General features: G+C 59.4%; 15 protein-coding genes. 14 read left to right on the plus strand and 1 reads right to left on the minus strand.

The genetic code is table 11. The features are described from left to right. Positions 1 to 139: 139 nt before the first annotated feature. The 10 genes from VSQ30_RS03320 (at position 140) to argF (ending at position 11311) form a co-directional block, all read left to right on the plus strand. The gene (locus VSQ30_RS03320; protein ID WP_334461992.1) at positions 140 to 820 is read left to right on the plus strand and encodes a TVP38/TMEM64 family protein; all 681 of its coding nucleotides are present in this window, start codon (positions 140 to 142) and stop codon (positions 818 to 820) included. Between the two features lie 338 nt (positions 821 to 1158). Further along, positions 1159 to 2385 (plus strand): argininosuccinate synthase, encoded by a 1227-nt coding sequence (locus tag VSQ30_RS03325; protein WP_334461994.1) that lies wholly within the window; start codon positions 1159 to 1161, stop codon positions 2383 to 2385. A gap of 7 nt (positions 2386 to 2392) precedes the next feature. Further along, positions 2393 to 2932, plus strand: coding sequence for an NUDIX hydrolase (locus tag VSQ30_RS03330; RefSeq protein ID WP_334461996.1), 540 nt, complete (start codon positions 2393 to 2395; stop codon positions 2930 to 2932). Positions 2933 to 3095: 163 nt separating this feature from the next. Next, a complete protein-coding gene (argH, locus tag VSQ30_RS03335; RefSeq protein WP_334461997.1) occupies positions 3096 to 4472 on the plus strand; it encodes an argininosuccinate lyase in 1377 nt (458 codons plus the stop codon). Between the two features lie 308 nt (positions 4473 to 4780). Further along, positions 4781 to 5821: an N-acetyl-gamma-glutamyl-phosphate reductase gene (gene argC / locus VSQ30_RS03340; RefSeq protein ID WP_334461998.1), complete on the plus strand. Its 1041-nt coding sequence runs from the start codon at positions 4781 to 4783 to the stop codon at positions 5819 to 5821. 303 nt (positions 5822 to 6124) lie between these two features. Then, complete coding sequence (gene argJ / locus VSQ30_RS03345) at positions 6125 to 7339, plus strand: bifunctional glutamate N-acetyltransferase/amino-acid acetyltransferase ArgJ (RefSeq protein ID WP_334462001.1); 1215 nt, start codon at positions 6125 to 6127, stop codon at positions 7337 to 7339. Positions 7340 to 7554: 215 nt separating this feature from the next. Then, positions 7555 to 7914 carry a hypothetical protein gene (locus VSQ30_RS03350; protein WP_334462004.1) on the plus strand — a complete coding sequence of 120 codons (360 nt, stop codon included), beginning with the start codon at positions 7555 to 7557 and terminating at the stop codon, positions 7912 to 7914. Positions 7915 to 7937: 23 nt separating this feature from the next. After that, positions 7938 to 8789: an acetylglutamate kinase gene (argB, locus tag VSQ30_RS03355; protein WP_160643853.1), complete on the plus strand. Its 852-nt coding sequence runs from the start codon at positions 7938 to 7940 to the stop codon at positions 8787 to 8789. A 325-nt stretch (positions 8790 to 9114) separates the two neighbouring features. Next, positions 9115 to 10284: an aspartate aminotransferase family protein gene (locus tag VSQ30_RS03360; protein ID WP_334462006.1), complete on the plus strand. Its 1170-nt coding sequence runs from the start codon at positions 9115 to 9117 to the stop codon at positions 10282 to 10284. A 118-nt stretch (positions 10285 to 10402) separates the two neighbouring features. Beyond that, positions 10403 to 11311, plus strand: a complete 909-nt coding sequence (gene argF, locus VSQ30_RS03365) for an ornithine carbamoyltransferase (protein ID WP_334462007.1) — start codon at positions 10403 to 10405, stop codon at positions 11309 to 11311. Between the two features lie 221 nt (positions 11312 to 11532). On the opposite strand, the gene VSQ30_RS03370 is transcribed toward argF, so the two are convergent. Next, positions 11533 to 12252, minus strand: a complete 720-nt coding sequence (locus VSQ30_RS03370) for an XRE family transcriptional regulator (protein ID WP_334462008.1) — start codon at positions 12250 to 12252, stop codon at positions 11533 to 11535. 199 nt (positions 12253 to 12451) lie between these two features. On the opposite strand from VSQ30_RS03370, the gene VSQ30_RS03375 reads away from it, so the two are divergent. The 4 genes from VSQ30_RS03375 (at position 12452) to VSQ30_RS03390 (ending at position 15027) form a co-directional block, all read left to right on the plus strand. Further along, the gene (locus VSQ30_RS03375) at positions 12452 to 12697 is read left to right on the plus strand and encodes a hypothetical protein (RefSeq protein ID WP_334462012.1); all 246 of its coding nucleotides are present in this window, start codon (positions 12452 to 12454) and stop codon (positions 12695 to 12697) included. Next, positions 12687 to 13037 (plus strand): terminase small subunit, encoded by a 351-nt coding sequence (locus VSQ30_RS03380; protein WP_160643863.1) that lies wholly within the window; start codon positions 12687 to 12689, stop codon positions 13035 to 13037. The genes VSQ30_RS03375 and VSQ30_RS03380 overlap by 11 nt, the downstream gene beginning before the upstream one ends. A gap of 93 nt (positions 13038 to 13130) precedes the next feature. Next, positions 13131 to 14534 carry a PBSX family phage terminase large subunit gene (locus VSQ30_RS03385; protein ID WP_334462014.1) on the plus strand — a complete coding sequence of 468 codons (1404 nt, stop codon included), beginning with the start codon at positions 13131 to 13133 and terminating at the stop codon, positions 14532 to 14534. A gap of 46 nt (positions 14535 to 14580) precedes the next feature. Continuing rightward, positions 14581 to 15027, plus strand: a complete 447-nt coding sequence (locus VSQ30_RS03390; protein ID WP_160643867.1) for a phage holin family protein — start codon at positions 14581 to 14583, stop codon at positions 15025 to 15027. Positions 15028 to 15043 lie beyond the last annotated feature (16 nt).

Here is a 15043-nt window from a genome sequence, read left to right on the forward strand (position 1 = left end):
AAACTTTTCCCAAAATGTAAGGGATATCCCTGAAAAAACCAAAGATTCTCCCGTATACTATAGTTAGCGCAGTGCAAAGGAGAGAAAGGGTTGCTGTGCCGGCGTCTCTTTGCAGTAAGTGTGGGGGAGGTTTTTTGTTATGGCAAACGGGGACAGGAAAAAGAAAATCTGGACGGCCTTGGGGCTTATCGGGGGCCTTTTGCTTATGGCCGCCCTGTGCTTCTGGGCAGGAAAACCCATGCTGGAGCTTGTGTCCAATCCAGAGGGGTTCCGGGCCTGGGTGCGGGAGCAGGGCCTGTGGGGAAAGCTTGCTTTTGTGGGCATGATGGCCCTGCAGATTATCATCGCCTTCATCCCCGGGGAGCCGCTGGAAATTGGGGCGGGCTATGCCTTTGGGGCCATAGAGGGAACGGCCCTGTGCCTTTTAGGGGCGCTTTTGGGCGGGACGGCGGTGTTCCTCCTGGTGCGGCGGTTTGGCATGAAGGTGGTGGCAGTCTTTTTCCCAGAGGAGAAAGTGCGCGGCCTTTCCTTCCTCAAGGATGAAAAGCGGCTGAACCTGATAGCCTATATCTTTTTCCTGATTCCCGGCACCCCCAAGGATGTGCTGACCTACATGGCGGGCCTGACCCCCATGAAGCTTCCCTTCTGGGTTTTCCTCACCCTCACCGCCCGCATCCCTTCGGTGCTTACCTCCACCATTGGCGGCGACGCCCTGGGCGCTTCCAACTACACTGCCGCCCTCTGGGTGTTTGCGGCCACAGCCCTTATCAGCGGGGCCGGGGTGCTGCTATACCGGCGGTTTACCCGGCGGCAGGGCTGAAGCCCCGTCCCGCGCGGGCGCTTTCATGGGAAATGCCCCGGGGCTTTCCTCACATATAAAATGCATATTTTTATGCATATAATGTATAACAGCCAGGCCCCAGGCCCTTTGAATGGGGACAGGCCCCATAGCGGCGCTCCAGTGTTTGTGCAAAAGAAACAGAAAAGTGCGGGGATAGTGCAGAGGTTTCTGCCCTATCCCTCTTTTTTTGAAAAGACTGCATAAATATGCATACACCCCTTGATTTTTCCGGAGGATGGTGTATAATAATGAATGTCCCAAAGACGAAGAAATATGGAAAAAGAAAATACAAGCCCCACAGGAAAGGAAGCTGCGTTATGGCAAAGGAAATCAAAAAGGTAGTGCTGGCATACTCCGGAGGCCTTGACACCTCCATCATCATCCCCTGGCTGAAGGAAAATTACAACAACTGCGAGGTCATCGCCGTTTCCGGCGACGTGGGCCAGGGCACAGAGCTGGACGGCCTGGAGGAAAAGGCGAAGAAAACCGGGGCCTCCAAACTGTACGTGTTAGACTTGAAGGAAGAATTCGTGCAGGACTACGTGTACCCCACCGTAAAGGCCGGGGCCGTTTATGAGAATAAATACCTTTTAGGCACCTCCTTTGCCCGTCCTATTATTGCCAAGGGTATTGTGGAAATCGCCAAAAAGGAAGGGGCCGACGCCATCTGCCATGGCTGCACCGGCAAGGGCAACGACCAGGTGCGCTTCGAGCTGGCAATTAAGGCATACGCCCCGGACATGGCCATTATCGCCCCCTGGCGCGTCTGGGACATTAAGTCCCGGGAGGAGGAGATTGCATACGCCGAGGCCCACAACATCCCCCTGAAAATCAGCCGGGAGACGAACTATTCCAAGGACAAGAACCTGTGGCACCTGTCCCACGAGGGCCTGGATTTGGAAGACCCCGCAAACGAGCCTCAGTATGAAAAGCCCGGTTTCCTGGAGCTGGGGGTGTCCCCCCTGCAGGCCCCGGACGTGCCCACCGCCATCACCCTGCACTTTGAAAAGGGCGTGCCTACCCAGCTTAACGGCGAAACCTTAAACGGCGCCCAGATGGTGGAAGCCCTCAATAAGCTGGGCGGCGAAAACGGCGTGGGCCTGGCGGACATCATCGAGAACCGGCTGGTGGGCATGAAGTCGAGAGGCGTATACGAAACCCCCGGCGGCACCATCCTCTACCACGCACACAACAAGCTGGAGGAGCTGTGCTTGGACAAGGAAACCTATCACTACAAGCAGCAGGTGGCCCTGAAGTTTGCCGATTTGGTCTACAACGGCCAGTGGTACACCCCCCTGCGGCAGGCCCTGTCCGCGTTCGTGGATTCCACCCAGGAGACGGTAACAGGCGATGTGAAGCTCAAGCTTTATAAGGGCAACATCATCGACGCGGGCGTTACCAGCCCCTATTCGCTGTACGACGAGGAGATCGCTACCTTTGACGAGGACGAGGTGTATAACCAGGCTGACTCCGCTGGGTTCATCAACCTCTTCGGCCTGCCCATCAAGGTGCAGGCGAAAAAGGGCCTGACCTACGATAAGTAAACGGCATATGGAACGGATAGACATCTATGACAAGGACGGCAGCCCCACAGGGGTTGTAAAAGACAGGAGCGAACCCCTGGCAGAGGGGGAATATATCCTGGCTGTGGGCATGTGGATTGCGGACAGGGAAAACCGTATCCTACTCACCCAGAGAAGCATGGAAAAGCGCTGGGCGCCTGGGAAATGGGAGAACACCGCGGGCCACGTGCAGGCCGGGGAAACCTGCGTGCAGGCGATTTTGCGGGAACTGCGGGAGGAAACAGGCATTGCCGTCTCAGAAGAACAACTGGTACATTTGGGCAGCGCCGCCTCGGGGAAATATTTCGGGGAGAACTATGGCGTCCGGCTGGAGGTGCCTGTGGAGGATATCCGCTTCCAAAAAGGGGAAACCTGCGGGGCAAAATGGGTCACCTTTGAGGAATTCGCGGAAATGGGCCGCCAGGGAGAGCTTTCCCCCTCTGTGCTGGAACACCTGCAAGGGGGATATAAAGAAGCGTTCCTGGAATTTGTAGGCTGTCCCGGCAGCACAGCCCTGGATTTTTCATAATAAAAGCAGGCGGCAGCACTGAGGACAAAAACTCCCCAGTGCCGCTGCCATTCACCAGACAATCAGGTTTTGGGTCAAGCCTTTTTTAAAAGGCTTGTGGGGGTTCCGGGGGCAAAGCCCCTGGCAGAGTTTGAGGCGGAGCCTCAACCAAGGAGGAAAGCAGATGAAGCTGTGGAAAGGCCGCTTCCAGAAGGAGGCAGACCCCAAGACAAACGATTTCAATTCCAGCATTTCCATTGACAGCCGGATGGCCCGGCAGGACATTGAGGGGAGCATCGCCCATGCCGCCATGCTGGGGGAGTGCGGGATTATCGACAAAAGCGAAAGCGAAAAAATCCAGGCGGGCTTAAAAGCCATCCTTATGGACATAGAAAGCGGCGCCTTAGCTATAGACCCGGACGCGGAGGACATCCACACCTTTGTGGAGGGGGAGCTGACAAAGCGTCTGGGGGACGCGGGCAAGCGCCTGCACACCGCCCGCAGCCGCAACGACCAGGTGGCCCTGGACGTGCGGCTCACCCTGCGGGAGGACTGCGCGGGCCTGAAGGCCCAGATAAAGGAACTGATAACCGTGCTGTGCAAAAAAGCAAAGCAGTACGCTGGGGCCGTTATGCCGGGATACACCCATTTGCAGCGGGCGCAGCCCATCACCTTTGGGCATCACCTGCTGGCATACGCGGAAATGCTTTTGCGGGATTTATCCCGCTTTGAGGACGCTTTAAAGCGCATGGACGTGATGCCCCTGGGCAGCGGGGCCTTGGCAGGCACCACCTACCCCCTGGACAGGGAGCTTACCGCAAAGCTCCTGGGCTTTTCCCAGGTGAGCCAGAACAGCTTGGACGGGGTATCTGACCGGGACTTCTGCGCGGAAATCGCCTTTGCCGTGTCCATGGCCATGGTGCATCTCTCCCGGCTGTGCGAGGAAATCGTGCTGTGGTGCTCCTGGGAGTATAAGTTCATCGAGCTGGACGACGCCTTCTCCACCGGCTCCAGCATTATGCCCCAGAAGAAAAACCCCGATTTGGCAGAGCTTGTCCGGGGAAAATCCGGCAGGGTGTTTGGCGACCTGATGGGCCTTCTCACCATGATGAAGGGCCTGCCCTTGGCCTATAACAAGGACATGCAGGAGGATAAAGAGGCCGTGTTCGACGCGGTGGATACCTTGAAGCTGTGCCTCACGCCTTTAATCCCCATGCTGGAAACCATGACGGTGCTGGAGAAAAACATGCGCTCCGCCGCCGCAAAAGGCTTTATCAACGCCACAGACTGCGCGGACTTCCTGGTGGCGGAAAAGGGCCTGCCCTTCCGGGACGCCTATAAAATCACCGGGGAGCTGGTGGCCCTGTGCATTGAAAAGGATGTAACCCTGGAAACCCTGCCTCTCACAGCGTATCAGGCTGTGTGCCCCGCCTTTGACGAAGGGGTGTATGAGGCCATCTCCCTGGAGCGCTGCGTGGAGGGCCGCAAGGTTTTAGGCGGGCCTGCCCCGGAAAACGTGCGGATGCAGGCAGACCGGGTGCTGGGGCTGCTGGGGGCCTAAAGGGGAAAGACCTTGGGGCTTATGCGCTTTCGTTTCCCGAAACCGCGCCCCAAGCCCTGAAATTTCCTCCAAGGGGAAATTTCCCCGGGAAACACTTACGCTGGTTCCCCCGCGGCGGAACAGTCCCCCGGACTGTCCCGCCTCCCCTTCCAGCGTTTTTGCAAGGCAAATAAGGCCGTCTCCGACGGCTTAGGGCTGCGCGCCCTAAGAACCCGCCAAAGGGCCATAGGCCCTTTGGAACCCCTCTTGCGCTCCGCGCTGGACATGCAGTACAAAAGACAAACTCATAAAACAAGGTGATGAAGAAAATGGAAAAGATAAAAGCAGGCGTGGTGGGGGCCACAGGCTATGCGGGCAGCGAAATCTGCCGGCTGCTGTTTGCCCATCCCCAGGCAGAGCTTGCTGCCATCAGCTCTGTAAGCTTTGAGGGCATGGCCCTTTCGGAAGTTTACCCGGCCTATTACGGCCTCCAGGACATGGTTTGCGGCACCCAGGAGGAAGTTGTGGCGAAAGCCGACGTGGTTTTCGCAGCGCTGCCCCATGGCCTTTCCCAGGAGCTGGCGGCGCGGTGCCACAGCCTTGGCAAAGCCTTCATCGACATGGGGGCGGATTTCCGCCTGGAGGACGAGGAAGCCTATAAAGAGTGGTACGGCGGGACGTATACGGACAAGGCCCTCCACGAAAAGGCGGTGTATGGCCTGCCGGAGCTGTTCCGGGAGGAAATAAAAGGGAAAAAGCTGATTGCAAACCCCGGCTGCTACACCACCGCTGTGCCCTTGGCCCTGGCCCCGGCTTTGGAGCAGGGGCTTATAGAGACTGGGGGCATTGTGTGCGACTGCAAGTCCGGCGTAACCGGGGCGGGCCGCAAGCCTGTGCAGTCCAACCACTATCCGGAACTAAACGAAAGCTTTACCGCCTATAAGGTGGCAAACCACCGCCATACCCCGGAAATCGAACAGACCCTCTCAAAGCTTTCCGGGGAAGCCATGCGCGTCACCTTTGTGCCCCACCTGCTGCCCATAAACCGGGGAATCCTTGCCACCTGCTACGGAAAGCTTCGGCCCGGGGTGACAGAAGAACAGCTTTGGGAAGCCTACCGCGCCCGGTATGAGGGAGAATTTTTCGTCCGCCTGCTGCCTAAGGGACAGGTGGCAAACGTGAAGAACGTACACTACACCAACTTCTGCGACGTGTCCCTGTTTGTGGACAGCCGCACCGGGACGTTTATCGCCATCTCCGCCATCGACAACATGGTGAAGGGAGCGGCGGGCCAGGCCATCCAGAACATGAACCTGAGCTTTGGCCTCGAGGAAACCACAGGGCTGGTGCTCTTGCCCCCAGCGTTTTAAAAGGTTCCCGACCCGATGGGGGAGGGAACACAGAGAAAAAGGCCTAGAGGAAACCACAGGGCTGGTGCTCCTGTCTCCGGCGTTTTAAAAGGTTCCCGCCCCGCTGGGGGAGGGAACACAGAGAAAAAGGCCTAGAGGAACCCACAAGGCGGTGTTCCTGTCTCCGGCGTTTTAAAGGGCTTTCATCCACAACAGGCAGACATAGAGGTTTTTGAAGGGTTCAGGGAAACTTTTTCCTGAAAAAAGTTTCCCTGACGAGGTGTGGAGCGGCGCTCCACGGTCTTAGTGAAAGGGGAAAATGACGTGAAATTTATAGACGGCGGCGTAACAGCGGCCCAGGGCTTTACAGCGGGCGGGCTGCACTGCGGCATTAGGAAGAACAAGGCAAAGCCGGACTTGGCTATGATTTACAGCGAGAGGGCCTGCGCGGCGGCGGCAGTGTACACCCAGAACCTGGTAAAGGGCGCGCCTATCCTGGTGACAAAGGAAAACATCAAAGACGGCAAGGCCCGGGCAGTTTTCTGCAACTCCGGCAACGCCAACACCTGCAACGCCGACGGCGTGGAGAAGGCGCGGCGCATGTGCGAAATCGCCGGGCAGGCCCTGGGCATCGATCCTGCAGACGTGGTGGTGGCTTCCACCGGGGTTATCGGGCAGGTGCTGCCCCTGGAGCCGATTGAAAGCGCGGCCCAGGCTTTGGCGGATTCTTTAACGGCAGACGGATCCCTCCGGGCCGCCCAGGCCATCATGACTACCGATACCTACGCGAAGGAAGCGGCGGTGGAGGTGGAAATCGGCGGCAAGGCTGTGCATATCGGGGGCATTGCCAAGGGCAGCGGGATGATTCACCCCAACATGGCCACCATGCTCTGCTTTATCACCACAGACTGCGCCATTGCCCAGCCCCTGCTGCAAAAGGCTGTGAAGGCGGCGGCAGACAGCACCTTCAATATGGTGACAGTGGACGGGGACACCTCCACCAACGACACCTTTGCCGTTTTAGCCAACGGCGCGGCGGGAAACCGTGCAATCACAGAGGAAAACGGGGACTATGCCGCCTTTGCCCGGGGCCTGGAGGCTGTGGGCCGGAAGCTTTCCAAAATGCTGGCGGGAGACGGGGAAGGGGCCACAAAGCTTCTTGTCTGCCGGGTGTCCGGGGCCGCTTCCCTGGAGACGGCACGCACCTGCGCCCGCAGCGTCATCGCTTCCGACCTGACAAAGGCCGCCATGTTCGGGGCCGACGCCAACTGGGGCCGGGTGCTGTGCGCCCTGGGCTACAGCGGGGCAGATATTGACGTGGACAAAATCGACGTGGCCTTTGCTTCCCCTGCCGGACAGGTGGAGGTGTGCCGGGCAGGCCGGGGCGTGGATTTTTCCGAGGAGCTGGCGGCAAAAGTCCTTTCGGAAAAAGAGGTGGAAATCCTGGTGGGCTTGCACATGGGGGAGGAGAGCGCCGAGGCATACGGCTGCGACCTGACCTATGATTACGTGAAGATAAACGGGGATTACCGCACATGACAGGCTGCGCCCCAGGCAGGAGGGCATCCCGGGCTTCTGTGCCCGCGCCGCTGCTCCTGCTTTCGGCGCCGCTATAGCTCCAAACGCCCGCCCCGCAAACCAGGGCCGCCTCCGGCGCCCCTGCCGCGCCTTGCGCGGACGTGGGCAGAGGGCCGCTGCGCGCCCTTCTGCCCACGTGTTTGCGGGCCGGGCGGCGGAGCAGAAAGGAACTGCTTATGAAGCTGCCTGAAAAATTCAAAGAGGGCTTTCGCGCCTTCTGGCAGGTCGCCTGCTTTGTGCTGGCTGTCCTGCTGCTGACAGATTTCCTGGTGTGCCTTATAGCGGCCTTCGTCGCTTTAGACTGGCTGCTGAACCAGGCGGCGCTGGTGGTGTTCACAGCGGCAGCGCTGCTTTTGGGCATTATCTTTTACCTGCCCGCCAGGCGCGTGGGGGTGGGGAAGCTTCCCCGGCGGCTGCTGGCAGGGGGCCTGGCAGGCGGCGGGATTGTCCTGGTGTTCTTTGTGGTGATGTATATTGCGGCCATCTTCTCCATGCTGGAATATATACGCCACATCAAGGCGGACGACCCAGGCTGACAAAAACGGAAAGAGGGGAACCCATGAACATAACCAACAGCGAGCGGGCCGCCATCCTGGTGCAGGCCCTGCCATACATCAAGCGCTATGCCGGGGAGACGGTGGTGGTGAAATATGGCGGCAACGCCATGCTCAATGACGAGCTGAAAAGCGCTGTCATGAGCGACATTGTGCTCATGCAGCTTGTAGGCATCAACGTGGTGGTGGTACACGGCGGCGGGCCGGAAATCAGCGGGATGTTAAAGAAAATCGGCAAGGAAAGCAAATTCGTAGGCGGCATGCGGTATACCGACCAGGAAACCATGGACATTGTCCAGCAGGTGCTGGCAGGCAAGGTGAACAAAGACCTGGTGCAGCTTTTGGAAACAGCCGGGGCCAAGGCTGTGGGCCTGTGCGGTCTGGACGGCTCCCTTTTAAAGGCCGACCAGTTGGAGGAGGACTTGGGGCTGGTGGGAGAAATCCGGGAAGTAAACGCGGAAATCATCCACAACGCCACGAAAAACGGCTATGTGCCGGTAGTCTCCACTGTGGCGGCAGGGTATCATGGGGAAGTCTATAACATCAACGCCGACGTGGCGGCTTCCCGCATAGCGGCGGAATTAGGGGCCATGAAGCTGATTCTTATGACAGACGTGCGGGGGCTTTTGCGGGACCGGGACGATGAAAGCACCATCATTCCCGTGGTGAACGTCAGCGATGTAAACCGCCTGAAAAAGGAAGGGGTGATCAGCGGCGGCATGATCCCCAAGGTGGACTGCTGCGTGGATGCGGTGCGCCGGGGCGTGGGCCGCACCCACATTATCGACGGCCGCATCCCCCATTCCATCCTGGTGGAGCTGTTCACCGACGAAGGCATCGGCACCATGTTCTACTAGCAGCAGCGTGACGCTGCACCCAAGACGCGGAATCTCGCCTGCCGGCTCGGTCGGGTCAGAACGGTCCCCACTGGGGACCTTCCCCGCAGGCGTTCCGCCTGCTGGCGGGCAAAAGCTTTTCGCCGCGAATACATTCGCGCTTACGTAAGCCGCCGCGTGTCCGGGGTGCTCCCGCAAGCGTAACGCTTGACCTGAGACGCGGGGGACACAGCTAAAAATTCTTCGCCGCGAATACATTCGCGCTTACGTAAGCCGCCGCGTGTCCGGGGCGCTCCCGGCAGCGGGCTTTGGGCAGAGCAAATCAACCAGAAAGAAGGGGAAGCATATGACATTCCAAGAGATAAAGGAACAGGACAGCCGGTATATCCTCCACACCTATGGGCGGGTGGACGTTGCCCTTGTAAAGGGCCAGAACGCCCGGGCCTGGGACGGGGCCGGCAAGGAGTATATCGACTTTACCTCCGGCATTGGCGTAAACGCCCTGGGCTATGCCGACCCCCAGTGGGCAAAGGCAGTGGCGGGCCAGGCTGGGGCAATCCAGCACCTGTGCAATTATTATTACAGCCCTCAGAACACAGGCCTTGCACAGGAGCTGTGCCAGGCGGCGGGCATGGCACAGGCTTTTTTCTGCAACTCCGGGGCGGAGGCCAACGAGTGCGCCTTTAAGGTGGCCCGGAAATACGGGGAGAAGCGGGGGGCCAGCACCATCCTCACCCTCACAGATTCCTTCCATGGCAGAACCCTGGCCACCTTGGCCGCCACAGGCCAGGAGGCCTTCCACAAGGATTTCCAACCCCTGAACCCCGGCTTTGCCTATGCCCAGGCAAACGACCTGGAGGCTGTCCGGGAAAAGCTGGACGGCTCAGTGTGCGCGGTGCTGCTGGAAACCGTCCAAGGGGAGGGCGGCGTGGTGCCCATGGAGGAAGGCTTCCTCCATGAGGTGCAGGCCCTCTGCCAGGAAAAGGACGTGCTCTTCATGCTGGACGAGGTGCAGGCCGGCGTGGGCCGCACCGGATATTTCTATAGCTGCCAGCAGTGGGGCCTTTCACCGGATGTCATCACCACAGCCAAGGGCCTGGGAGGCGGCCTGCCCATCGGGGCCTGCCTGGTGGCGGAGCGGCTGCGGGACATTTTAAAGCCTGGGCAGCAAGGCTCCACCTTTGGGGGCAACCCGGTGGTGTGCGCCGGGGCCAGGGAGGTTGTCCGGCGGGTAAGCCAGCCGGAGTTTTTACAGCAGGTGCGGGAAAAAGGCGCATACCTTACAGAGAAGCTTTCCGCCCTGCCCCAGGTGGAGGCTGTGCGGGGCCGGGGGCTGATGCTGGGGGTGAAGCTGAAAAAAGGCGACGCCCACGACGTGCTGGTGAAGTGCGCCGAAAAGGGCCTTTTAATCCTCACCGCAAAGGCGCTGGTGCGCTTCCTGCCGCCGCTGACCATCACGAAAGAGGATATAGACGCGGGCCTTGGCATTTTCGCCCAGGTGTTAGAGGAAATATAACCGTCCACAACACAAAGTTTTTTGAAGATTTTTAAGGAGCTTTTTTTCAAAAAAGTTCCTTAAAGCAGGTTTGGACGGCAGTCCAACCAAAAACAAACAGCGAAAAGAGGGAATCACCATGAAGCATTTGTTAAAGCTTTTGGATCTGAGCGGTCAGGAGATCATGGAAATCCTGAACCTTGCGGACCAGCTTAAATACGAGACAAAGCATGGCATCGAGCACCACCGCTTAAAGGGCAAGTGCCTGGGGATGATTTTTGAGAAATCCTCCACCCGCACCCGGGTTTCCTTTGAGGTGGGCATCAACCAGCTAGGGGGATACGCGGTGGTGCTCAGCTCCGACGGATCCCAGATAGGCCGGGGAGAGCCAGTGCAGGATACGGCCCGGGTGCTTTCCCGGTATGTAGACGGCATTATGATCCGCACCTTCGGCCAGGACGAAGTGGAGGCCCTGGCAGAGCATGGCAGCGTGCCTGTGATAAACGGCCTGACAGATTTCTGCCACCCCTGCCAGGTGCTGGCAGACCTGATGACTGTCCGGGAGTTCAAGGGCGCCCTGGAGGGGCTGAAGCTGTGCTTTATCGGCGACGGCAACAACATGATGAACTCCCTGATTGCAGGGGGCCTGAAGGTGGGCATGGCGGTTTCCGTGGCCTGCCCGGAGGGCTACCGCCCGCCTAAGGAAATCCTGGACTTTGCCGACGGGTATGGCTGCTTTGAGCTGACGGACGATCCCCTCCTTGCCGCCAGGGACGCGGACGTGGTGGTGACAGACGTGTGGACTTCCATGGGCCAGGAGGAGGAGCGCCAGAAGCGGGAGGCCGCCTTTAAGGGATACTGCGTGGACGAGCGGCTGATGGCTGTGGCAAAGCCCGACGCCATGGTGCAGCACTGCCTGCCCGCCCACCGGGGCGAGGAAATCAGCGCGGAAGTGTTTGAGGCCCATGCCCAGTATATCTTCGAGGAAGCGGAGAACCGCCTCCACGCCCAAAAGGCTGTCCTGGTGAAAACCATGGGCGGGGAGTAAGGGGAATACACGGCTATCTTTTCCTATTCTTTCTTTCAGAAATAATAAACAAGCGCCCTGCTGAAAAGCAGGGCGCTCTTTTGTTTTTACAGGCCATTTGTATAGGCCGATTGGGGAACGGGCGGGCGAAAAAAGAATGGCATGATGGAAGTTTTTTGAAGATTCTAAAGAAACTTTTTTTCAAAAAAGTTTCTTTAGCCGCCGGAGGCAGCCTTGCGCTTTCAGCGGGCCAGCTTTCCCAGCACCCGGCCCTGGCAGCGCAGATCGTCATATTCGCAAAGGGGGATGGGCGCATACCGGGGGTTCAGGGATTCCAGCGCCTCCAGGCCCAGCCGCTTGATATAGCCGTCCCCGTTTAAGAAGAAAATCCCGGTTTCCCCCACCTGCACGCAGCCCTCCACCCGCTGGACAAACACGATGTCCCCGTCCTTATAGGCAGGCTCCATGCTGTCCCCATTTACCCGCACGCAGAAATGGGCGTTTTCCGGCACCTGAGAGCCGGGAATCTCCAGCCGGGTTTTGTAGCCCGCATCGCTCCAAGGCTCCCCGGGGCCTGCGGAAACCGCCAGGTCGTAGCAATTGATATAGGTCACCCACCCGCTGTCCGGCTCCTCCGCCGGGCCGGGCTGCGCCATGCGGCTGTATTCCTTGTCCAGCACCATGTCCACCAGCTCCCTGCCGTGGGCGTCCAGCAGCCGGTACTTTTTCACCCGCTCCCATTCCTCCGGGGAAGGGGCGCCTGCCGGGCCAAGCTCCAGAAGCTGGTCGGCGCTGTATTCCAAAACCTGGGACAGGCGGCGCAGCCGGAACAGGTCTGGCTGGCGGCGGCCTGTTTCATAGCCGGAATAGGTGGTTTTGTCCACGCCCAGGGCGTCGGCAATTTCCTGCTGGCTGCGGCCTGCGGCCAGCCGGGCGGCCTTCAGTCTTTGGGGGAAGCTCATGGATACCGCTCCTTTCTTCGTGTTCGGGCGCTTTCCGGAGGGGGACTGCTTTTTTCTGTATTATACTGTGGGGTGGGCGGATTGTCAATACAGAATCGGAAAGCTTGACAAAATGTCGATATGCCGCTATAATAAGAGATAGATTGTCAAAATGACAACTAAAAACGCAAAAACAGGCAGAATGGGAGGATGCAGCAGAATGGGATACTGGGCGGCGTTTGATTACGAAAGGATGGCAAGGGAGGCGGCAAAGGAGCGGGATGCCCTGCACGCGCTTTTGGAAAGGCGGAAGAAGAACCCGCCGGAAAGGGCGGATCAGGAGCTTGTCTGGCAGCGGGAAAACAGCTTGCTTTACACGATGTACTTAGAGCAGCGCTGCAGCGCTGAAGCTCTCTCCCGCAGGGCCAGGGTGCGGGCAAGGCAGGAGGCGGCCCATGGAGCGTAAATACAGGCTGAAAGCCGGGGAGACGCGGGAAAAATGCGCCAAGTATTTCCAGCGCTGCCAGGAGACAGGGCAGGTGCCCACAGCGCCGGGGCTGGCCCTGGCCCTGGGGCTGGAGGGCCGGGAGGAGCTGGAAGGGCTGGCGGGGAAGGAGGGCCGCACCTGTGCCCTGCTGCGGCGCGCCCTTTCCCAGGTGGAGGAGGCCAACATCCAGGCGGCCTATAAGCGGGACTCCGGCCCCAGCGCCCGCTTCATCCTGCAAAACGGCTTCGGATATTCTGAGAAGCCCCGGCAGGAAGCGCCCTCCGGGATTATCCGGGTGCGGCTGACAGAGGAGGACTGAGGTGAAAAATAGAAGGAAAGGGACGGCGCCGGGGGCAGGGAGGCAGCTTTTTTATGGCTCTTTCTGCGCACCCCGTATCGGGTGGCAATGAAGATGGATGTGGAAATTCCGAAAAGCGCCTTTAACCCCCTGTACCTGCCCCTGCTGCGGGAGGACGCCTGCCGCTACCTGGTGCTGTATGGCGGGGCGGGCAGCGGGAAAAGCGTGTTTGCGGCCCAGCGGCTGCTGGTGCGGCTGCTGGAAAAGCCCCTGTGCAACCTGCTGGTGGTGCGGGCTGTGGCCGCCGCCAACCGGGACTCCACCTATGCCCTGTTCCGGCAGGTGATAGCCAGGTGGGGGCTGGAGGGGCTGTTCAAGTGGACGGATTCGGACATGCGCATTACCTGCGCAAACGGCAACAGCGTAATTTTCAAGGGCCTGGACAATACGGAAAAGCTGAAGTCCGTCACCTTCCCCAAGGGGGAGCTGACGGATATCTGGATAGAGGAGGCCTCGGAAATTGAGGAGCAGGACTTCAACCAGTTGGACCTGCGGCTGCGGGGCAGGGGGGGCGGCAGGCAAATCACCCTCACTTTTAACCCCGTCTCCCCCCTGCACTGGCTGAAGCGCCGGTTTTTCGACCGGCAGGATCCCCGGGCAGTGGTGCAGAAGTCCACCTATAAGGACAACTGCTTTTTAGACCAGGCCTATAAGGAAACCCTGGAGGGCTACCGGGAGACAGATCCCTATTATTATCAGGTATACTGCCTGGGGGAGTGGGGGGTGTCCAGCCAAAGCGTCTTTGCCGCCGGCAGGATTGCCAAAAGGCTGGAAAGCCTGAAAGAGCCTGCGGCCCGGGGGGATTTCACCTTTTCCACAAGCTACAGCCCCATGTGGAACCGGGTGCTGATAGAGGAGGGCAGCGTCCAGTTTGCAGACTCGGCCCTGGGTGCGGCAAGGGTGTATGCCCTGCCGGAAAAGGGGAAGCGGTACGTTATAGGAGGGGATACGGCTGGGGAAGGCTCCGATTTCTCTGTGGCCCAGGTGGTAGACGGGGACACAGGCCAGCAGGTGTGTACCCTCCGGGGCCGGATGGACGAAGACGTGTTTGCCCGGCAGGTATATTGCCTGGGAAAATGGTACAACACAGCCCTCATAGCCCTGGAGGCGAATTTTTCCAGCTATCCCATCCGCACGCTGGAAAACCTGTGCTATCCCCGGCAGTATGTGCGCCAGGGGGAGCAGGCCCTGGGCTTCCGCACCACAGCGGGCACAAGGCCCGTCATCCTGGCAGAGCTGGTGGAGATAGTCCGGGAGCACACAGGCTGGATTTGCGACAGAACCACCCTGGAGGAAATGCTCTCCTTTGTGCGCACCCCCCAGGGCAGGCCCGAGGCCCAGCCTGGCGCCCACGACGACTGCGTTATGGCCCTGGCCATTGCCTACCACGCCCGGCGGCAGATGGATCCGCCGGAGGTTTTCTGGGGCTGCGCGGTAAGCCGGGGCAGGGGGTATTAAAGGGAAGGAAGCCTTGTGGTTTTATAGGTAAAAAAGGAGGAGCGGTATGCAGAAAAGGATATTGGCTTTGCTGGCGGCAGCAGGCGGGGTGGTGATACAGGCCCTGGGCGGCTGGGACGGCGCTTTGCAGGGGCTGGTGGCCTTTATGGCGGCAGATTACGTAACCGGGCTTGTGGTGGCCGGGGTGTTCAGGCGGTCAGGAAAAACAGAAGGGGGCGGCCTGGAAAGCCACGCGGGCTTTTTGGGCCTTGTGCGCAAGGGGGGCATCCTTTTGCTGGTGTTTTTGGGGACGCTGCTGGACAGCCTGCCTGGAGGCGGCTTTGTGCGCCCGGCGGTGTGCTGCTTTTTCATGGCCAACGAGGGGCTGTCCATCTTGGAAAACCTGGGGCTGATGGGGGTGCCTTATCCCCGGTTTTTGCGGGACATGCTGGAGTCCCTGAGGGAGAAAGGCGGGGCAGGGGAAAGCCCTGCGGAGGAAAAGAAGGAAGGCTGATGGAGGTTTTGGCAGG

This window comes from Acutalibacter sp. JLR.KK004 (assembly GCF_036941085.1).
In the GTDB taxonomy this organism is placed as follows: domain Bacteria; phylum Bacillota; class Clostridia; order Oscillospirales; family Acutalibacteraceae; genus Acutalibacter.